We start from the raw sequence: 19592 nt of genomic DNA, 5'->3' as shown, positions 1-19592 counted from the left end.
CCCTCTGATGCAATAAAAAGAGGCGCCTGATGGCGCCTCTTTGTTGATACCTGACCCTACAGGCTCATGATCTTCTTGAACTCCTCCTCCGAATATTTCTTCTCCGTGCTCTTGGTGAGATCCGTCATCAGCTTGAAGCGCAACGCTTTCGCCAGCTGATAGCTCTGTTCCAGCTGACCGTAGGAGTAATCCGACGCCAGTTGCAACGCCGTACCCTTGTCGCTGGCATAGGTCTGCTTGAGGGTCTTGTCCAGCACCGCCACCTCCTTGTGGTACTTGTCGCTCTGCTTGGCCCAGACCTCACGCAACAGGGGCAGGTACTTGCCCGGATTGGTGTTGGCGAGCGCGGTCAGGCTGCGGAACTGCCAATAGGCGGAGTCGTCGGAGTAGCTGTCGCTACCGGTGCGATAGGGTTGGGGATAGGACTCCAGGGTGTTGTAGAGGGGCACCATCACCGACTCGGCCAGCACGCCGTAGCTCTGCCAGATGAGCCCCTGCAGCTCTTTGGGCATCTCCTTGCGCAACTGGATGATGTGGGACTCGAGCTGCCGGTCGATGCGAATGGGCCGCTCCGCCTTGCCATCGAGTGGCGTGCCCTCATAGGTGGCGCTGAGCACCCTGGTCACATCCGGCACGGCGATGGGGGCATCCGGTTTCATAAACAGGGGATACTGCGCCTGGCGGGTGGACTGCTGGTGGGAGGCACTCAACATCTGCTGGCCGAGCCACTCCCTGTCCACGTTGTAAGGGTCGGCGATGACCCCGAACGCCTTGGCGAAGTTGAAGGCCTTGGCATCGGCGTTGTCCAGCAGCTTGTGCTCGCGCACGAACTCCAGCAGTTTGGGGGAGTGCAGCACATCGGCGCCGTCCAGATTGACGTCGTGGATGCGCAGGCCGTTGGCCACCATGGCGTAGCTGTCGTCAGGGACCCGCACCGCGATCCAGTGGTGGCCGGAGCCTATCTCCATCAGCCAGGCCTCGTTCACGTCCGCCAGATAGAGGCTGTTGCCCTCACCGGCCCCGTACTGCTCCACATAGCGACCGAGCAGCTCGACCCCCTCCTTGGCGCTTTTCGCCTGGGGCAGGATCAGGGTGGGGATGACGGCCTCGATGACGCCGGTCTCGATCAGCGGATCGGCTTTCTGGGCCCGCTCGTTGACCTCGGCGCTGGTGGTGGCCGAGATGGCGACGTTGGCTTCGTTGATGCCGCGCTCCTCGTAATATCCGCCGGCGGGCTCGCTGGTGACGGCATCCCAGTCACGGATGGCGGAGTAGGCGAGGAAGGCCTTGGGCATGGGCACTTCAAGGCCGTTGCCAAGTTTCCACAGCTTGCCCTCGTTCTGCCTGGCGGGATGGAAGACCAGATGCTTGTTCCAGTTGTTGACGCCGAAATCCTCGTTTCTGGCGATCATCACGCTGCCGTCTGCGCTGGCGCCCTTGCCGACGATGAGGCCGGTGCAGGCATCGGCACTGCTGCCGATCAGGGTGAACAGGGTGGCACTGAGAAGACTCAAGGTGTGTTTTTTCATGGGGTTGCCCGAAGCTGATAGTGAGTGTGAGTCAGGCCGGATGAGGAGAGGGGGCTTGCCGCAGGCCTTGGGCGGCAACCTGGGGATGCCGGTAGATTGGTCTGCATCTTATTGATATTGCAAACACTTCATCCACAATACCGCGTCCTGACCGTATTGTGCGCTGGCATCTTATTCCTCTGTAGTTGTTTATTTTGTGATCTGTGGGGCATTCATGGCTTTTGTTCGGTGATGAGAGCAATAAGTGGTGAGGGCTGTGGCCCCATGGTGCCTGGGCAGCGGGATCTGCGGTGAAAGGGTGCGTCTGGACGGCATCTCGGCAACTTGGCCTGCAACTTGCTCTGCTGTTGCCATCACGGGGAAGCATCCCCAAACGCCGGTCGGGCCGGCAGACAGCGCGGAGCTCTCATGAATATCAAACCCTATGGTCAACAACTCGCCCAGAGCGCGTCCCAGCAACGGGCCCTGGCCACCCTCAGCGCCAGCGACAGCCAGCAGGGCGGCGGTTGGGATCAGCAAGTCAGCCTCTCCAGCCAGGTGATGACCGGCAAGGCGCAGCAGGTGCTGACCTATGAACACCTGGCCAAGAGCGGCAAGAGCACGGGCCAGAGCGGCAGCGCCAATAATGTGCTGGTCCAGCAGCTGGTGGACAAGGCGCTGGGCTTTGATCGCAAGAAATTTGACGCCATCGAGAGTCAGCTCAAGGAGGTGGCCGGCAACAAGCAGCTCTCCGGCGAGGAGCGGGAGGCACAGACCAAGGCCCTGACCGAGCAGCGGGATGCCATGCTCAAGGCAGCCATGGACAGACTCACCGGCAAGGCGTCAGAGACGCAGAGCGCCTGAGGGTAAAAACCTGACCCAAACGGCAATCGTTGTTGGCCGCAGGCAAGGGCTTGCCACCGGGTGGCTGGGGGCGCACAGCGGCGAGAGCAGGGGTCAGGTGCGGGATGGTGGAGACGGGGAGGTGTGCCCTCCCCGTGGATCAGGGGGTGATCACTTCTGCTCTGGCACGATGCCGATACCGATGGCCGTAGTCTGGACCGCCTTGATCTGATCCCCCTTGGCGATCAGGGCAAACTGGGCGGGGTCGTTCACCTTGACGGTGAGGGTCTTGTCCACGCCCTTGACCTTGATGGTCTGGGTCGCCTTGTCGATGTCGATGACGTCCGCATAGATGGTCACCTGCATGCCGGCGCCTGCGCCCGGCTCCTGCCCGGCGGCGGCCTTGCTCCCTTCTACCTCGACCACCCGTTTGCGTACCCCGGCGGTGCCCTTGAGCAGCTCCAGATCCAGCAGTTGCAGGTAGCGCAGCGCCACCACATCCCCCACCTTGATGTTCTGCAGATTGGTGACCTCTTCCCCGGCGATCAGATCGAAGGGCTTGCCGTCGGCATTCTTCAGGCTGACCTTGCGGGTGGCCAGATCGATGGCAGTGACCGTCGCCTGGGCCGTCACCTCTTCCGCCAGGCTGGCGCTGCCCGGCGTGACGGCCACATTGGTGGTGACCACGGCGGCCTGTACCAGGGAGACGGACGAGAGGGTGAGCAGACCGGCAATCCATGCGTGTTTCAGCTTCATGATAAAGATCCTGTGATCAGAAAATGGTGCGCACCCGATGGTGATGCGGCGGCGATGAACCGATGAGGGCAAGGGCCGGATGGCCGCTCCCCGTTACCACCATAGCAAAGTCACACCTGAGTACCATCCCCCTTCCGTGTCCCCCCGCGCCATTTGATAAGGGGATCCCGTTTTTGACCTTGCCCGCCGGGGGGCGCACAATCCCCCTGCATGCATTCAACCGAGGGCTTTGCCGTGTACAACTTCCAATATGCCAATCCGACCCGGGTCTGTTTCGGGGAAGGCCAGATCGCCAGCCTGCCGGAACTAATCCCGACGGGCAGCCGCCTGCTGGTGCTCTATGGCGGGGGCAGCATCAAGCAGAACGGGGTCTATGAGCAGCTGACCCGGGCATTGGCGGGCATGGAGTGGCAGGAGTTCTCCGGCATCGGCGCCAATCCCCAGTACGATCAGCTGATGGAAGCGGTAGCTTTGGTCAAACGCGAGGGCATCGACTTCCTGCTGGCGGTGGGGGGCGGCTCCGTGGTGGATGGCTCCAAGTTCGTGGCCGCCGCCGCCCGTTTCGAGGGGGAAGATCCCTGGGACATCCTGCTGCACAAGGCGGCGGTGGACGCGGCGCTGCCGCTCGGCTGCGTGCTGACCCTGCCGGCCACCGGTTCGGAGAGCAACCCCGCCGCCGTGGTGAGCCGGGGTGACGCCAAGCTCTCCTTCAAGAGCGAGCTGGTGCAGCCCCGCTTCGCCGTGCTGGATCCCACCACCACCTACAGCCTGCCGGCCCGACAGATCGGCAACGGCGTGGTGGATGCCTTCATCCACATCACCGAGCAGTACCTCACCTTCCCGGTGGGGGGCGAGGTGCAGGACAGGCTGGCGGAAGGCTTGCTGCAGGTGCTGGTGGACAACGGTCCGCGCGCGCTGGCGGAGCCCACTAACTACCTGGTGCGGGCCAACCTGATGTGGGCCGCCAGCCTGGCCCTGAACGGTCTCATCGGGCGCGGGGTGCCCCAGGACTGGTCCACCCACGCCATCGGCCATCAGCTCACCGCCCTGCACGGGCTGGATCACGCCCAGAGCCTGGCGGTGGTGCTGCCCTCCCTGCTGCGGGAGCAGGCGTCTCAGAAGCAGGAGAAGCTGGCCCAGTTTGCCGAGCGGGTCTGGCATTCCAGACGGGAAGACAGGGCGTTGCGCATCGAGGAGGCCATCATCCGCACCGAGCAGTTCTTCCAGCAGATGGGGGTGGGCACCCGCCTCGCCGACTACGGCCTGGATGCGTCCTGCATCCCGGGGATCTGCTCCAACCTGAAGCGCTTCGACTTGACCGCCCTCGGGGAGCATCAGGACATCGATCCGGACAAGGTCGCCAGGATCCTCTCCCACGCGATCTGATCCCGCGCCTGTCGTTCTCCATCATGCAAAACGCCCCGTCTGACGGGGCGTTTTGCTATAGACAGGACGGTGACATGCGCGGCCTCAGGCCTCCAGGGCCTGATCCAGATCCGCCAGTATATCCTCGATGGCCTCGATGCCCACCGACAGCCGGATCATCTCCGGTTTGACCCCGGCTCTGGCCTGCTCGGCCTCGCTCAGCTGGCGGTGGGTGGTGGAGGCGGGGTGGCAGGCCAGGGATTTGGCGTCACCGATATTGACCAGCCGCTTGAAGATCTTCAGCGCATCGTAGAAGCGTACCCCCGCCTCGTAACCGTCCTTCAACCCGAACGAGAGGATGGCGGAGGGGCGACCCCCCATGTACTGCTCCGCCAGCGGGTAGTGGGGGTGGCCCGGCAGGCCGGCATAGCTGACCCAGGCCACCTTGGGGTGATGTTTGAGGTGGTGGGCGACCCGCAGGGCGTTATCCACGTGGCGCTCCATGCGCAGGCTCAGGGTCTCCAGCCCCTGCAGCAGCAGGAAGGCGTTCATGGGGGCCAGCGCCGCGCCGGTGTTGCGCAGGGGCACGGTGCGCACCCGGCCGATAAAGGCCGCCGGGCCGAAGGCTTCCGTATAGACCACCCCGTGGTAGGAGGGTTCGGGCCGGGTGAGCTGGGGGAAGCGCCCGGCGTGATCCGCCCAGGGGAACTTGCCCGAGTCGACGATGACGCCGCCGAGGGAGTTGCCATGGCCCCCCACGTACTTGGTGAGGCTGTGGACGACGATGTCGGCGCCGTGCTCGATGGGTTTGCACAGCACCGGGGTGGCGACCGTGTTGTCGACGATGAGGGGCACGCCGCGGGCGTGAGCCACCCGGGCGAAGGCCGCCAGATCGACGATATTGCCCGCCGGGTTGCCGATGCTCTCGCAGTAGACCGCCTTGGTCCTGTCGTCGATGAGGGCGGCGATGGCCTCGGCGCTGTCATCCTTGGCGAAACGCACCTCGACCCCGAAGCTCGGCAGCATGTGGGCGAACAGGGTGTAGGTGCCACCGTAGAGCTGGGGAGTGGAGACGATGTTGTCCCCGGCGGCGGTGAGTGCCTGGATGGCATAGGTGATGGCGGCGGAGCCCGCCGATACCACCAGTCCGGCGATGCCCCCCTCCAGGGCGGCGAGGCGCTGCTCCAGCACGTCGTTGGTGGGATTCATGATGCGGGTGTAGATGTTGCCGGGCACCGCCAGGTTGAACAGATCCGCCCCGTGCTGGGCGTTGTCGAACTCGTAAGCCACCGTCTGGTAGATGGGCACGGCCACCGCCTTGGTGGTGGGGTCGTGGGAAAAGCCGTGGTGCAGGGCCAGGGTCGCATCTTTCATCACACACTCCTTGCTGGATGTAGCTCGCTGTTATAGATGGATAGACGTCCAATCTAGCAGCCTCTGACCCGTTGTAAACAGGCAGATCCGGCAAAGCTATTGCTTCTGCTGGCGATGTGATCCGGCCCCTGTCCCGGGGCTTAGAAGCGGCGGCGGTACTCCCTGTCGTCGATCTGGGTCATGTCCCACTGCATCAGGCGGTTGAGCTGGTTCATGGGATCCTCGATCAGCGGCAGCGAGCGGGGCAGGATCCGCAGGAAGTAGCGGCGCAGGATCTGTTGGGTCCGGTTCGGCTTGGGGGTAGATACATGGCTCATGATGGTGCTCCTGTGACGTTGTACTCATGTTCGGCATCAGTATTGAGCTAAAATGAGGAAGTAAAAACTGACGACTTCACGTACATGGATTTCCTCTTTTATGCCCACCACTCGTCTCTATCAGCAGTTTCAACGACTCGCCCAGCAACTCGGGGCTGACGAACGGGAGATAAGCCTCGCCGAGGTGGCCGATCTCTTGTGCTGCACCCCGCGCAACGCCCGCCTGTTGCTCAGACGCATGCAGGAGCAGGGCTGGCTCAACTGGACCGCCGAGGCGGGACGCGGGCGTCGCTCCCGGCTGACCCTGCTGGACAATCAGGAGGGGCTGATCCGGCGTCGCCTGCGGGCATTGTTGCAGCAAGGTTTGCTGGCCCAGGCGGTGAGGGTGGCGGAGGATCGGCTGGATCTGCTCACCCCGCTGCTCATCGAGCAGCTCGGCCAGGCCACCCGGGCCGGACGCCAGATCCTGCGGGTACCCTATTACCGCCCGCTGCCCCACCTGCTGCCCACGGCCCCCCTGCGCCGCTCCGAGGTGCACCTGAGCCGCCAGATCTTCAACGGTCTGACCCGGCGAAATGAGGAAAATGGGGAAATAGAAGGGGATCTGGCCCACCACTGGGAGTGCCTCGGCCCCCGGCACTGGCGTTTCTACCTGAGGCCGGCGGTGTGTTTTCATCATGGTCGCGAGCTGGAGACGGAGGATGTGATAGACAGCCTGCAGGCGCTGCGGGATCGCCCCCTGTTCGCCCACTTCACCCGGCTGGAGAGCCCCTGGCCGCGCACTCTGGATCTGCATCTGGACAGCCCGGATCCCTGGTTGCTCCATCTGCTGGCAGAGCCGGTGGCGGCGGTGTTGCCCCGGGAGCTGAGGGGCACGGCCGGATTCCCCTTGCAGCCGGTCGGCACCGGTCCCTACCGGGTAACCACCAATGATCCGCTGCACCTGTGCCTGAGCGCCTTTGACGACTATTTCGGCCTGCGTGCCCTGCTCGACGAGATCGACATCTGGATGCTGCCCGAGCTGGCTGAACGCCTGGAGAGCCACCTGCAACTGGGCAGCGACAGCCCGGAGCTCGGCACCATGCGCGGGGAGTCCGAACTCGAGTCCGGCTGCTACTTCCTGCTGCAGGACGACAGATCCGCCGCCTTGCAGGATCCGGCTCTGCGCCACTGGTTGACCCGTCTGCTCAATCCCATCGCCCTGATGGCGCGGGTCGCCCCCGAGTTGCAACGGGGCTGGACCAGTGCCCTCGGTCTCTTGCCTCACTGGCGGGAGGGGCTGGCGGCTTCACTCCCCGAGCCCGAGCGGTTGCCGGCCCGGCTGGTAATGGCCTGCTTCAACCAGCACCTGGAGTTCGACGAGTGCGGCCGCGCCATGGCCAGCCTGCTGGCCGAACAGGGGATCCGGCTCGAGGTGCGCTTCCTGGATTACGATCGCTGGGTAAGCGGCGTGGATGAGGATGTGGACCTCTGGCTCGGCACCCTCAACCTCGAGCACGAGCAGGCCTTCGCCCCCTACGCCTGGTTGCAGGGCACCCCCTTGCTGCGTCGGGTGTGGGGGCAGCAGCAGGCCCTGTGGCAGGGTCTGACGCAGTGGCGCGCCGAGGAGGAGGTCCCCGGCCCCCGCGCCCTGCTGGCGCAGGTGCAGCGCCAGCACTGGTTCGTGCCCCTGTTTCACCACTGGCTGGAGCTGGAGAGCCGGGTGGGCGTGCATGGCGTGCGTATGACGGCCCTGGGCTGGTTCGATTTTCGCAGCGCCTGGTTAAAACCCGAACAGGGGGCGCAGCAGACAGAAAACGGAGCTTGATCCCGGCCGGGCACCGACAGGCTTGAGTCGCGGCAGCGGGCGCGCTAGCCTGTGCCCGGTCCCACGACAAGGAGTCGATATCTATGCTGGAAATGCAGATCCAACCCCGTTTTCAAGAGACAGACGCCCTCGGCCACATCAACAACACGGTACCGGCGGTCTGGTTCGAGTCAGCCCGGGATCCCGTGTTCCGTCTCTTCACTCCCGAGCTGGACGTGCGTGACTGGCATCTGATCATCGCGGGCTATGAGGTGCAGTTCAAACGGGAGCTGTTCTACGGCCAGCCGGTGACCATCAAGACCGGGGTGCGCCGCATCGGCACCAGCTCGTTTACCCTGTGGCAGGAAGCCTGGCAAGAGGGGGAGCTGGCCGTCACCGGCGAGACCACCCTGATCCATTTCAATTACCAGACCCGCCAGTCCCGGCCGCTCGACGAGCAACACAAGGCTGGGCTCCAGGTCTGGTTGATAGAGCGTTAACCCAAGGCCCCCGGGCCATCACAGGACACATATGCGCAATACCCTGATCGCTCTCGCGCTGGGGCTCAGCTCCCTGCCCGCACTCGCCGCCACCCTGGCCGAACAGTTTACCCTGATGGAGAAGGGGGCCGAGAGTGCCCTCGACACCCGGCTGTTCAGTCATGACGGGGTGGACATCAAGGCCTGGATCGACGGCCAGCCCGTCATCATCGCCGTGCCCATCATGAACGAGCTGGGCAAGCTGGAAGGGGAGAGTCGCTACTACTTCAAGGGGGGCAAGCTGTTCGGGGTGAAGGAGCCGGCCGCCCAGTTCGCCTTCGACGACGCGGGCACCCTGAACCAGTGGCTGGATGACAAGGGTCAGCCGGCGGAGTTCGTCAGCAAGATGAGCATGCAGCAGCGTCAGGAGTGGCTCACCAGACGGGCCGCCGAACTGAGCCAGTTGTTCGTGCCGAGCCAGGCGGAGCAGAAGGCCGCCAAGGGGGGCGTCAAGTTGAAGGGGGCCGAGCTGGCCCAGTGGCTGTGCAGCGGCAAGCTGATGGCGCTGGCCAAGGGCGACAAGGTGGAGGTCGAGTCACAGAAGATCAAGGTGAGCGAAGAGGGGGTGAAGGGGGAAGTTTCCCTGCGCCAGGAGAAGGGCTGGCAGGATCTCTGCTTCACCTGCGAGCTGCAGGGCACCCAGGTGACCCGCCTCACCTGGCAGCCCATGCCTGCCGCCAACAAGCCGCAATAAGGCGGCCGACAGACAACGAGGGGGCGCTGGCCCCCTCGTTGTCTGGATCACTCGCGCTATTCCTGGCCCGGGCAAGCCGGACAGGGGGTTTTCCTATCGGGTTTCACCGAGTTTTATCCTGGTCAGTGCCTCTACCCTTTTCCATTGTTCTGGCTGGAACCATCTGGCCAGTATCTCCTGCTGCTGTCCGAGCCTGTCGTCGAGGGAAAGAGGGGTCAGTTCCGCCAGATAGCCCGCCAGCTGCCGATCGAATGCCTGCTGACCCTGCTCCAGCTGGTGCAGGCGATCCGCCGCCTCCTGTCCCAGCCGCTCCTGCAGCAAGGCTGCCCGCTCATCCCCTGGCAGACGCTCCATCTGTTGCAGGTCGGCCAGCAGACGGCCATTGGCGTCGGCCTCCCTGAACCACTGGGGTTGCTCCGCCAGCCAGAGCTCCAGCCCGGTGGCCAGCCCCGGCTTGTCGGCATCGCTCGCCTCCGCCAACGCCTTGCGGCGCAGGGTCCACTGCTCCATCAGCCGATCCTCGGCAAACAGCTGATCCTGCTCGGCCGGGGTGAAGCTCAGCTGGCGCAACTGCTCGCGCTCGTCGAACAGCAGCTGCAGGCTGGCGAGGCCGGGATCCGTCGGTACCGTCAGGCTCCCTTCTGCCGCGAGGAATCCCTGATAGCGGCGCATCAGCTCGTCTTCCTCGCCCGTCTCTCCCTGCTCGATGCGCTGGGCCAGCTGGTGGCGCAGGGCCCCGCGCTCGGGGGCGGCCGTCAGGCTGGTGTAGGGGGCTGGCCACAGGACCAGCCCCGCCAGCAGCAGGGCTGGACAGAGCAGCCCCAGTATCAGGGTTCCCCGCTTCATAGCCCCAGCCCCTGCAGGCGGTTGGCGTGCTGGCGATAGAGGGTGAGGGGATCGGTTTCGAACAGGTGGTGAATGCCGAAGGACTGGTTCACCTCGTCCAGGTGGTTCATCCGGTAGCCGGTGCCGATCACCTTGCCGAGGTGGCTGCTGCAGACGCCGACCAGGCCGTCGTTGGGCTCCTTGAAGAAGGTGCCGGTCAGGGCCAGGGCCGGATCCACCGGATCCAGGATGTTGGTCATGTTGCCGCGCCCGCTCCAGGAGAAGTAGTAGACCCCGTTGGCGGCCCGCAGCGGCCCTTCGCCGCAATATTGGCTGGGCAGCCCTTCCGGATAGCGCTGGTTGAAGCGCTGGGCCCCGCTGCTGGTGAGGGCATCGAGCGCCTTGAGGGGATCCTGGGGCAGGCTGCTGCCACCGGAGAGCAATGAGATGACCCCGGACAGGGCCGAGGCCGCCGCCACCGCCAGCTGTTCGGCGGCCGAGCCCGGTGTGACGTTGGCGCGCACCAGATCCGCTATCTCGGATCCCTGATTGACCCCCCCCACGCTGGTGGCGGAGGCGACCAGCTCGGGGGCGACCGAGGCCACGTAGCGAATGGTGGGGCCGCCGTGGGAGTGGCCGATGAGGTTCACCTTCTCCGCCCCCGTGATGGCGAGCACCTGCTGTACCTGTTTGAGCAGCTGTTCACCACGCAGCTCGGAACTCTGGGTGGCGGAGACCTGGGCCACGTAGACCCTGGCCCCGTCCCGGCTCAGGGCCTGGGGAATGCCGTAGAAATAATCGACTCCGAGCAGCTTGTCGAAGCCGAACAACCCGTGCACCAGCACGATGGGATAACGGGTCTGGGTGTAGCCAGCCCCCTGGACCAGCAGGGGCAGGGCGCAGAGCAGCGCCAGAAGCCATCTCTTCATTTGCATCATCCTTGTGTCGACAGACTGCCGCCTGGCAGCCACCGGCCTCATGCCAGTGCCCATCAGCATGGTCGCTGAACTCGAATGTATCTGTGGATGCGGTCACTAAACCGGTCATCTCGACAAAACACTACCCATATGGGCAGAAGGGAGTGGCAAATCTATCCCTTGTGTTCTCAGCACAAATAAGTTAAATAATAATTATTATCATTTCGGTGTTCAAGGCATGACGGCAAGCTGGGTGAAGGGATGGGTCGGCGCGAGTGACGCGGACAACAGCATGGCGCACTGGAAACAGCAGACCCTGTGCGGCAACCGCCATTTCGATGCCGGTGAACATGCCAGGGCGCTCGACTGCTACCAGCAGGCGCTCTGGCTGGCTCGCCAGCAGTTCTCCTTCTGGCCGGATGCCGATGAAGCGGTGGCGGCTCTGGTGGTGGCCCATCACAACATGGCGGATCTGCTGATCGCCATGACCCTGCCAGACAGGGCCGCCGACATGCTGTGCCATATCCATGACTGCCTGCTGGCCACCAGCCAGTCACCGGCCTGCTCTGCCTCCTTGCGTGCCTCGGCCCAGCGCCACAGCCACAACACCCGTACCGAGCTGCTTGCCTTCGTGCGCAGACACGGTAGCCACGACGGCATTCAACGTTGCCTCGGCCAGTGTCTGTGTCAGGCCGAGCCAGCCTCCCGACTGCATTAACCCCATACCAAGAGAGACGAACATGAGCCATACCCTGCCCGCCCTTGCCTATGCCTACGATGCACTGGAGCCCCATATCGATGCCCTGACCATGGAGATCCACCACAGCCGTCATCATCAGACCTATATCACCAACCTGAACGTCGCCCTGGAAGGGGCCCCTGAACTCGCCGCCTTGCCGGTGGATGAACTGCTGGCCCGTTTCGACAGCCTGCCGGCCAAGATCCAGGGGGCGGTGCGCAACCACGGTGGCGGCCATGCCAACCACAGCCTGTTCTGGCAAGTGATGAGCCCCCAGGGCGGTGGCGTGCCGAGCGGCGCCCTGGCCGCCGCCATCGAGCGGGATCTGGGGGGGCTGGATGCCTTCAAGCAGGCCTTCACCCAGGCGGCCCTGAGCCGTTTTGGCAGTGGCTGGGCCTGGTTGGTGGTGGACAAGGCCGGCAAGCTGCAGGTAGAGAGCAGTGCCAACCAGGACAGCCCACTGATGCAGGGTCATGTGCCCATCCTCGGGCTGGACGTGTGGGAGCACGCCTACTACCTCAAGTATCAGAACAAGCGCCCCGACTACATCGCCGCCTTCTACAACGTGGTGGACTGGGCCGAGGTGGCGCGCCGCTACCAGCAGGCGCTGGCATGAGTCCGGCCCGTCACAGCCCATGAAAAAAAGACCCGCCAGCTGGCGGGTCTTTTTTTGGGACGATGCGTCTCAGTCGGTTGCCGAGCCGGTGGGGACCGCCGAGCTGCTGGCTTCGCGAGTGTCGCTGGCACTGCTGGCGGGGGTCGCCGGAGCAGGCTTGTCCACGCCGCCCTGGCCGGTCTTCAGCGGTTTTGCGGGCTCCCCCTGACTCGTGGGGAGGGGCAGGCAGGGCTGGCTCGCCCCCAGGGTGCTCAGGGCCTCGCAGGGAATGGGGCCACCGATGACGATGGGTTCGCCGAGGAACTTGGGGCCCTTGTCCAGCACATAGAGATCGAGCAGCCCCATCAGGCGGGCGCCCACTTCACGCACCCGGGTGCGAATGCCCTGATAGGCGCTGGGATCCAGGGCGTTGAAGCCGACGGCCTCGATGCCGAAGTGGCGGGCGATGAAGATGGCGCGTTCGTTGTGGAAGGCCTGGGAGACCACGGTGAAGCGGGACTGGCCGAACACCTCCTTGGCCCGCACGACGGAGTCCAGGGTGCGAAAACCCGCGTAGTCGCTGTAGATGGCGCTGGCGGGGATGCCCGCCTGGATCAGGGCGCGCCGCATCTGGCGCGGCTCGTTGTACTGCACGGTGGCGTTGTCGCCGGAGACCAGGATGTAGTCCACCTTGCCGTTGTTGTAGAGCTCGGCCGCGGCCTTGATCCGGTATTTGAAGTAGTGATTCGGGCTGCCCCCGATCAGGTATTTGGAGGTGCCAAGCACCACGGCGACCCGGTTGTAGGGCACGGCATCGACGTCGTCATAGGTGTAGTGACGGGCGTCCGAGACGGTCCATTCGCTGTAGCCCAGCAGTGCGGCGACAAAGGCCAGCAGCAGGCAGAGAACGGCGAGCAGGATCTTGGCAAACTTCTTCATGCGCGGCGCGATTCGGGTCTGAAGTAAGGGATGACAAGGAGCCATTCTATTACAACTTGGGCGCTGGCGTCAGGCTTGATGGCCCCGAAGGGTGTCACTCGGGCAGAGACTGTCGCTGGGGGAGGCTGGGCGGGAGGGTTCAGGGGCGACATGGCCGCCCCTGTGATGGCAAGGAGGGAACTCAGTGGGCTGAATCGTTGCCCTGGCAGGCCTCGGACTCCTTGTTGGCCGCCCACCAGAGCAGCAGCTCGTCGGCCAGCCATGACTGGTAGGCCTCGCTGTCGCTGGCGATGAGCGTGTCCAGCTCGCCTTCGAAGGCACTCATGGCCTGGGCCTGATCCGGGCCGCGCAGGGCCTGGGCCATGGCCAGCCAGCTGCCGCCGCGCCCGGTCTCGTTCAGGAAGCGGTGCACCGTATAGGACCAGGAGTAGACCATCTCACCCCCCTTGTCGTAATCGAGGTGCAGGATCTCGGCGAGGCTGGGGCGTTCGCCCGCCGGACGGGCGCTGACGTTGTCCAGACCGCGGGCGAAGCACTGACCGTGGGCGATGAACTCCGCCAGCCCTTCCGACCACCAGGTGGTGCGGTTGAGGGGGTAGTGACCGAAGCTGCCGTACTGGTTGAAGCGGCCATCCAGATAGTGGACGTACTCGTGGCGCAGGTTCCACACCTGGAAGGCGGGGCGTTTCCACTCCGCCTCGTAGGCGAAGAAACGGGCCTGGTTGCCCGGGCGCGCCGGATCCCCCTCGAGGTAGATGCCGCCGTTGTCGGTGGAGACGCCGCCAAACAGGGCGCTGCCGTAGCGTTTCCAGTCGGAGGAAGAGTCGAAGATCACCAGCTCCAGCGCCTCGTTGAGGTCATCCGCCACCGGCTGGCCGCCGGTCTCCATCTGCTGGTGGAACTGCTGCTCCTCGGCCCCCAGCTCGCGACAGATCCCCTCGGCCTGGCTCATGGTCAGATCCTGGGCCCGCAGGCGCAGGGTGGGGGAGCAGGTGTGCTCGAATGGCAGCACGTCTTCAACCCGCACCGGGGTGCAGAGCCCGGCGAAGTCACCGCTGATGCAGGCCTCGCTGGTGCGATCCGTGTAGGTCAGGTAGTAGGTGGAGAGGGTCAGCGACATCTCCTCCAGCAGATCCGGGCTCTGGGATCCCCCAGGGATCAGGCCGTGGTGGCGGATCTGGGCGATGACGGCCTCATCCAGCCCCTTGCGATAGGTCTCGGCCTCGTCCGGACGGGTGTAGCGCACCACCCGGTAGAGGCGGGTGTAGGCATCCAGCACGTTGTTGAGCAGGAAGAGATCCGGGCCGTCCCGCCCTTGCCACAGGGCCAGCTCGCTCATGCCGATGGCACGCAGCTGCTTGCGCAGCTCAGCATCCTGCTGGCGGAAGTCGGCGGCGAAGGGGGTCGCGTAGTCGCTGGCGAAGTCGATGAAGTTGAGCAGATCGAACAGGCCGGTCGCCCAGGGATGGCGGCCGTTGATCTCGCTGGCGTGGCGGGTGCTGTAGGCCAGCATCTGGTTGAACTGGCCGAGCAGGGTGCCGAACCGGCTCTGCACCGCCGGGCTCCTGAACTGGCCGTGCAGGGCGATGCTCCAGGCACCGATGACGCCCCCCACCTCATCGCTCGCCTGCTCGGGATAGAGCAGGGGATGGGCCCCGAGGGCGGTCAGCGCCTCGGCCAGGGCTTCGGCGGCGGCGGGGCCATCCTCCCTGTGCTTGCCGTAGTTGTGATAGTTGTGGGCACGCACGTACTCCAGCAGCAGCTTCATGGCCGGGTGGGCCGGCTGGTTGGCTGCCAGCAGGCTCTGGATGCCGCGGGAGACCGCCAGCAGCTTGGCGTCGTTGTGGCCATAGTTCTCCTGCCACACGGGGGCGGGCTGGCCGCTGGCATCCTGCACTATCCTGGCCGCGTCGGCGTCCAGCAGATCCGTGCCCGGCAGTTCGGGTTCGGAGCAGGCACGGCCATCGGCACGGCGGCAGTCGAGCTGTTCCTCCTTGCTGGCCAGTATGATGGGACGATTGAGAGTCCGGCTCTCCTGCCATTCGGCCGTCTCTGGTAAGGCCTGCCACTCGCTCCCCCCGACCGGGTATTGATAGCCGGTATCTTTGAGCATCACCTGCACCTCGCTGCCGGCGGGCAGAGTCTGGCGGCAAACCCGGTAGCTGATGGTCCTGGTGCCTTCTGTGCGGGTTTGGGGTTCGTCGCACTCCTGCTGGGCCTTGGCCTCCTCCAGCAACCAGTTGTATTGGCGCCAGACGTGCAGTTCACGCACCTGGCTGGCGGCCTGGCTGCCAGCCACGGGTTGCAGGCGGAAGAAGATCTGCTCGAGCCGGCCATCCCGCTCGTTGGGGGTCTCCTCCAGCACGCTCAGCTGTTGCCACTCCCGGGGGTGATACTGCCATGTCTGTTCGGTACAGCGACCATCGTCGCCGAGTTCACAGCGATCCAGCTCCTGTTCGCTGTGACCGAGGACGATCCGCTCCGCCAGCGGCAGGCTATCTTGGCGCGGGGCGGTCGGTGTCCCCGCCAGGGGCTCCCAGCGGCCCTGCTTCAGGCCATAGCCGAAGTCATAGCTGCTGGCAGGGATCGCCTTGCCCACCGGCACCACCTGCTCGCAACTGAGGTAGCGGATCTGCCAGCCCTGCTCGACCCTGACCCTGGGTTCGCCACACTGCCGCTCGGCCAGGGGGGCGAGGTCGGTTGTCTGCCAGTCGAAGCGGCGGTAAACCCGCAGCCGCTGATAGGGGGCGCCGCTGTCGCGGGCGCTCAGCTCGTAGGTGACTTCGGTGAGGCGATCCCCCAGCTGGCGGCTGGTCTCGCCGTCCAGCTGGTAGTGCCGCCAGTCGGTGCTGTAGTTGGCCAGCGCCGAGGTGGCGAGCAGGCTTGGGGCTGCCAACAACAGCAGCCGGGTACCCAGGTAGTTCATGTTGATCCCTTTGGTGGATGGATGGGCGTGGGGGACTAGGGAGGGTATTGGGTGCCAAAGGAATATCAATTGGCCAACTGGGCCGGGGCAATCATGCCTTTCACATGCAAGATGGCAAAGTCAGCCCCATTGGGAGCCACATCGATAGCAAGGGCTTAGCCCTATATGGGGGTAGGCAGCGGGGGCATGGGGGGAACAGGGGCGAGGGTCCGCCCCTGGCGGGTCAGCTCGAGGCGGCCAGGGCGGCGAGCCGGGTGCGGGAGGGTTTGAGGTTGCCGCCGAGATCCGGCCAGGGCAGCCAGCGATCCGGCACCATGAAGCCGGGCAATGACGCTCTGATCCAGGCGCTCATCTCGGCGACGTCGATGGCTTCCTGGTGCCAGTCGATAAAGGCGGCGGGGCGCTGGCCCCACTGCTCGTCCGGGATGGGGACGACCAGGGCCTGGGCCACGGCGGGGTGATCCACCAGCCGCTGCTCGATGGCCTCTGGCTGGATGTTCTCGCCGCCCGAGATGAAGAGATTGTCGAGTCGCCCCTCCACCACGAGCGCACCGTCCGGGGTGAAATGGCCCTTGTCCCGGGTGTGGAACCACCCCTCGGCGTCCAGCGGCAGCGCCAGCCCGCCCGCCTGGAAGTAGCCGGCAAACAGGGTGGCACCGCGCACGCAGATCTCCCCCTGCCGGATGCAGACCTCCCGCCCGGACAGGGGGCGGCCCACCACCCCGGCGCCGGCGGGCTGGCCGGTGCAGACCTGGCTACCCATCTCCGACAACCCGTAGCTTACCTTGGGGGTCAGCCCCAGGGATGCGAGCCGGTTCACCAGGGGCTCCGGGATGGCGGCGCCGCCGAGTAACAGCTCCCGCAACCGGGTGCGAGCGGGATCGAAGCCCTGGGCCAGCAGGCGCCAGAGCTGGGTCGGTACCAGGGAGAGGTGGGTGATGGGTTGGCGCTCCAACCGATCCTTGAGGGGCTGGCTGCGATCGTCCAGCACCAGCGCGGCCCCCGCCAGGAAGACCCGGAACAGGATGGCGTAGCCGCCGACGTGAAACAGCGGCAATGACAACAGCCAGCCGCACGCCTCATCCAGGGGAATGAGGGTGCTTGAGCCCCTGGCCGAGGCGAGGTGGTTGGCGAGACGGTGCACCACCGCCTTGGGCATGCCGCTCGATCCCGAGGTGAGGATCATGTTGCTCTGCCGCTCGGGAATCAGCAGCAGCGGCTTGTCCCCGGCCTCCAGCTCAGCCTCGAAATCCAGTTTCAGCCCTTGCCAGGGGCCCTTTGGGATCTCGCTCGCCGACCAGAAGGCGGCGACCGCGAGCTGGCTCGCCAGCTCGGCCTGTCGGCTGAGGGGGAAGGCGGGGTTGAGGGGGCAGAAGACAATTTGACTGCGAATGCAGGCCCAGGCCAACAGAACATCTGCCTCGGCACCGCGCACCACGGCGGCCAACCTGTCGCCGGCCCGTAAGCCAGAAGATGCCAACTGCTCGCAGAGGGCGTTGAGCCTCAAATCCAGCTGTCGGTAGCAAAGCGGCCGTGCCTGCGACGTGGCGGCGTGGATGGCGATCCGCTCCGGGGCCAGCCGGGCCCAGTGGCGTACCGGGCAGGGCTCGGTGGCCTGCCCGATAACGGGTGATTGGGCTTCAATCACGGTGGAACAGGGGTTTGAGCTGTGCCAGATCGGGGTGGCCCTGCTTGTCCAGCAGATCCCCGGTCAGCCAGCGACGGGTATCCAGACCCGGCGCCTGATCCGGTGCCCATTCCCCGGCGAGGCGGGCGAGCTGGCCGAGGCCGACGCCGGATTCGAAGCAGGAGGAGACGATAACCTTGAGTCTCAGCTCCCGGGCTCTGGCCACCAGGGCCTCGCTGTTGGCGAGGCTGCCCAGCAGCATGGGTTTGAGCACCAGGGCCTTGAGTTGGGGGATGGGCTGCCAGGCTTCCCCCTGGCTCAGCAGTTCGTCCAGTGCCACCGGCATGTTGGTGCGGGCGGCCACGAAGGCGATGTCATCGAAGCGGGCGCAGGGATCTTCCAGGTATTCGATCCGGTTCGCGTCCAGGTGGCCGCAGAAGGCCCAGGCCTCCTCGCGGGTCCAGCCCTGGTTCGCATCCAGCACCAGCTTGAGATTGGGGCGTCTGTCCAGCAGCAGGCGGATCAGCGCGAGTTCATCCCGCATGGGGTAGCGGGCCACCTTCAGCTTGGCCTTGATAGGGGTCTCGTGCAGCCACAGCTTCCAGTTCTTGAGCAGCTCCTGGGGAGAGCCCTGAATGAGGGGATAGGGGTCGGGCAAGGTGGCGGTCTGTTCAGGCCACTGACGCCGGGCACAGTCCAGGCCAAATTGCACCGAGGGCAGGCGGGGGGCCATGGCTTCACCCCTCGCCAGCTGTGTCAGACAGGCGATGGCCTCGGTCTGGGCCTCGGCCAGGGTCTCTTTGGAGAAACCGGGCAGGGGGGCGATTTCCCCCCAGCCGTCGTCGATGCGCACCAGCAAGCCCTCGCGCGCCGCCTCCACCTTGCCGTGAAAGGTCAGAGGCTGGATAAAAGGCAGATGGTAGCGATAGAGGGCGAGTGTCATCAGGGGTTCCGCTTGTATTTGGAGAAGTCGGGACGGCGTTTCTCGTTGAACGCGTTGCGCCCTTCCTGACCCTCTTCGGTCATGTAGAACAGCATGGTGGCATTGCCCGCCAGCTCCTGCAAGCCGGCCTGACCATCGCAATCGGCGTTCAGGGCCGCCTTCAGGCAGCGCAGGGCCATGGGGCTGTTCTGCAGCATCTCGCGGCACCAGCGCACGGTTTCGCGCTCGAGCTCAGGCAAAGGCACCACGGTGTTGACCAGACCCATGTCGAGGGCTTGCTGGGCATCGTACATGCGGCACAGGAACCAGATCTCGCGGGCCTTCTTCTGGCCGACGATGCGGGCCATGTAGGAGGCACCCCAGCCGCCGTCGAAGGAGCCGACTTTCGGGCCGGTCTGGCCGAACTGGGCGTTGTCCGCGGCTATGGTCAGGTCACACATCATGTGCAGCACGTGGCCGCCACCGACCGCGTAGCCCGCCACCATGGCCACCACGGGCTTGGGACAGGTGCGGATGTCGCGCTGGAAGTCCAGCACGTTGAGGTGGTGGGTGCCTTCGTCATCCCGGTATCCACCGTAGTCGCCCCGGATCTTCTGGTCGCCACCGGCGCAGAACGCCTTCTCGCCGAAGCCGGTGAGGATGATAGTGCCGACCCGATCGTCGTAGCGTGCATCGGCCAGGGCCTGCAGCATCTCCTTGACGGTGCGGGGACGGAAGGCGTTGCGCACCTGGGGACGGTTGATGGTGATCTTGGCAATGCCATCCTGGGACTTGTGATAGAGGATGTCCTCGTAACCGGCAGAGCAATCCTGCCATTCGATAGGAGCGTAGAGTTCCGCTTCCGTCATTGCTTCAATCATGTGCACTCTCTTGTGGTTGGTCGGCCCGCAGGGGCAGGC

18 protein-coding genes are annotated in these 19592 nt (G+C 65.1%); 7 read left to right on the top strand and 11 right to left on the bottom strand.

Translation table 11 applies throughout. The features are described 5' to 3' along the window. Positions 1-56 precede the first annotated feature (56 nt). Positions 57-1529, bottom strand: coding sequence for a C69 family dipeptidase (locus tag ABNP46_RS19185; RefSeq protein WP_349919939.1), 1473 nt, complete (start codon positions 1527-1529; stop codon positions 57-59). Positions 1530-1937: 408 nt separating this feature from the next. Here ABNP46_RS19185 and ABNP46_RS19180 point away from each other — a divergent pair, with 408 nt between their 5' ends. Further along, a complete protein-coding gene (locus tag ABNP46_RS19180) occupies positions 1938-2372 on the top strand; it encodes a hypothetical protein (protein ID WP_349919937.1) in 435 nt (144 codons plus the stop codon). 150 nt (positions 2373-2522) lie between these two features. Here ABNP46_RS19180 and ABNP46_RS19175 read toward each other — a convergent pair whose 3' ends face one another. Next, positions 2523-3107: a hypothetical protein gene (locus ABNP46_RS19175; RefSeq protein WP_349919935.1), complete on the bottom strand. Its 585-nt coding sequence runs from the start codon at positions 3105-3107 to the stop codon at positions 2523-2525. 210 nt (positions 3108-3317) lie between these two features. Between ABNP46_RS19175 and ABNP46_RS19170 the strand changes: the two genes are divergently transcribed. After that, complete coding sequence (locus tag ABNP46_RS19170; protein WP_349919934.1) at positions 3318-4493, top strand: iron-containing alcohol dehydrogenase; 1176 nt, start codon at positions 3318-3320, stop codon at positions 4491-4493. Between the two features lie 84 nt (positions 4494-4577). On the opposite strand, the gene ABNP46_RS19165 is transcribed toward ABNP46_RS19170, so the two are convergent. Continuing rightward, on the bottom strand, positions 4578-5846 hold the full coding sequence (locus ABNP46_RS19165) for an O-acetylhomoserine aminocarboxypropyltransferase/cysteine synthase family protein (RefSeq protein ID WP_349919933.1): 1269 nt from the start codon (positions 5844-5846) through the stop codon (positions 4578-4580). 140 nt (positions 5847-5986) lie between these two features. Beyond that, positions 5987-6163, bottom strand: coding sequence for a hypothetical protein (locus tag ABNP46_RS19160; protein WP_349919932.1), 177 nt, complete (start codon positions 6161-6163; stop codon positions 5987-5989). Between the two features lie 100 nt (positions 6164-6263). Between ABNP46_RS19160 and sgrR the strand changes: the two genes are divergently transcribed. The 3 genes from sgrR (at position 6264) to ABNP46_RS19145 (ending at position 9182) form a co-directional block, all read left to right on the top strand. Further along, entirely contained in the window at positions 6264-7970 is a 1707-nt protein-coding gene (sgrR, locus tag ABNP46_RS19155; protein WP_349919931.1) for an HTH-type transcriptional regulator SgrR, read from the top strand. A gap of 83 nt (positions 7971-8053) precedes the next feature. Next, positions 8054-8449, top strand: a complete 396-nt coding sequence (locus tag ABNP46_RS19150; protein WP_349919930.1) for an acyl-CoA thioesterase — start codon at positions 8054-8056, stop codon at positions 8447-8449. 31 nt (positions 8450-8480) lie between these two features. Further along, positions 8481-9182 carry a hypothetical protein gene (locus tag ABNP46_RS19145; RefSeq protein WP_349919929.1) on the top strand — a complete coding sequence of 234 codons (702 nt, stop codon included), beginning with the start codon at positions 8481-8483 and terminating at the stop codon, positions 9180-9182. Positions 9183-9275: 93 nt separating this feature from the next. Here the strand turns inward: ABNP46_RS19145 and ABNP46_RS19140 are convergent, their stop codons facing one another. Both ABNP46_RS19140 and ABNP46_RS19135 read right to left on the bottom strand, forming a co-directional pair. Continuing rightward, positions 9276-10028: a lipase secretion chaperone gene (locus ABNP46_RS19140; RefSeq protein WP_349919928.1), complete on the bottom strand. Its 753-nt coding sequence runs from the start codon at positions 10026-10028 to the stop codon at positions 9276-9278. After that, a complete protein-coding gene (locus ABNP46_RS19135; protein ID WP_349919927.1) occupies positions 10025-10936 on the bottom strand; it encodes a lipase family alpha/beta hydrolase in 912 nt (303 codons plus the stop codon). The genes ABNP46_RS19140 and ABNP46_RS19135 overlap by 4 nt, the downstream gene beginning before the upstream one ends. A gap of 280 nt (positions 10937-11216) precedes the next feature. On the opposite strand from ABNP46_RS19135, the gene ABNP46_RS19130 reads away from it, so the two are divergent. Then, the gene (locus tag ABNP46_RS19130; RefSeq protein ID WP_349922582.1) at positions 11217-11642 is read left to right on the top strand and encodes a hypothetical protein; all 426 of its coding nucleotides are present in this window, start codon (positions 11217-11219) and stop codon (positions 11640-11642) included. 22 nt (positions 11643-11664) lie between these two features. Further along, positions 11665-12279, top strand: a complete 615-nt coding sequence (locus ABNP46_RS19125; RefSeq protein ID WP_349919925.1) for a superoxide dismutase — start codon at positions 11665-11667, stop codon at positions 12277-12279. Between the two features lie 69 nt (positions 12280-12348). Here the strand turns inward: ABNP46_RS19125 and ABNP46_RS19120 are convergent, their stop codons facing one another. The 5 genes from ABNP46_RS19120 to menB all read right to left on the bottom strand — a co-directional run bounded on the left by ABNP46_RS19120 (position 12349) and on the right by menB (position 19553). After that, positions 12349-13242, bottom strand: coding sequence for a SanA/YdcF family protein (locus ABNP46_RS19120; protein WP_349919923.1), 894 nt, complete (start codon positions 13240-13242; stop codon positions 12349-12351). Positions 13243-13378: 136 nt separating this feature from the next. Further along, positions 13379-16123, bottom strand: a complete 2745-nt coding sequence (locus ABNP46_RS19115; RefSeq protein ID WP_349919921.1) for a collagenase — start codon at positions 16121-16123, stop codon at positions 13379-13381. A 223-nt stretch (positions 16124-16346) separates the two neighbouring features. Then, entirely contained in the window at positions 16347-17771 is a 1425-nt protein-coding gene (locus ABNP46_RS19110; RefSeq protein ID WP_349919919.1) for an AMP-binding protein, read from the bottom strand. Continuing rightward, positions 17764-18693: an o-succinylbenzoate synthase gene (menC, locus tag ABNP46_RS19105; protein WP_349919918.1), complete on the bottom strand. Its 930-nt coding sequence runs from the start codon at positions 18691-18693 to the stop codon at positions 17764-17766. Before menC ends, ABNP46_RS19110 begins: the two co-directional genes overlap by 8 nt. Continuing rightward, complete coding sequence (gene menB / locus ABNP46_RS19100; protein WP_434476161.1) at positions 18693-19553, bottom strand: 1,4-dihydroxy-2-naphthoyl-CoA synthase; 861 nt, start codon at positions 19551-19553, stop codon at positions 18693-18695. The genes menC and menB overlap by 1 nt, the downstream gene beginning before the upstream one ends. Between the last annotated feature and the right edge of the window lie 39 nt (positions 19554-19592).

Source organism: Aeromonas veronii (assembly GCF_040215105.1).
GTDB classification, from domain to species: domain Bacteria; phylum Pseudomonadota; class Gammaproteobacteria; order Enterobacterales; family Aeromonadaceae; genus Aeromonas; species Aeromonas veronii_G.
This window is presented reverse-complemented; position numbering and strand designations above follow the sequence as displayed.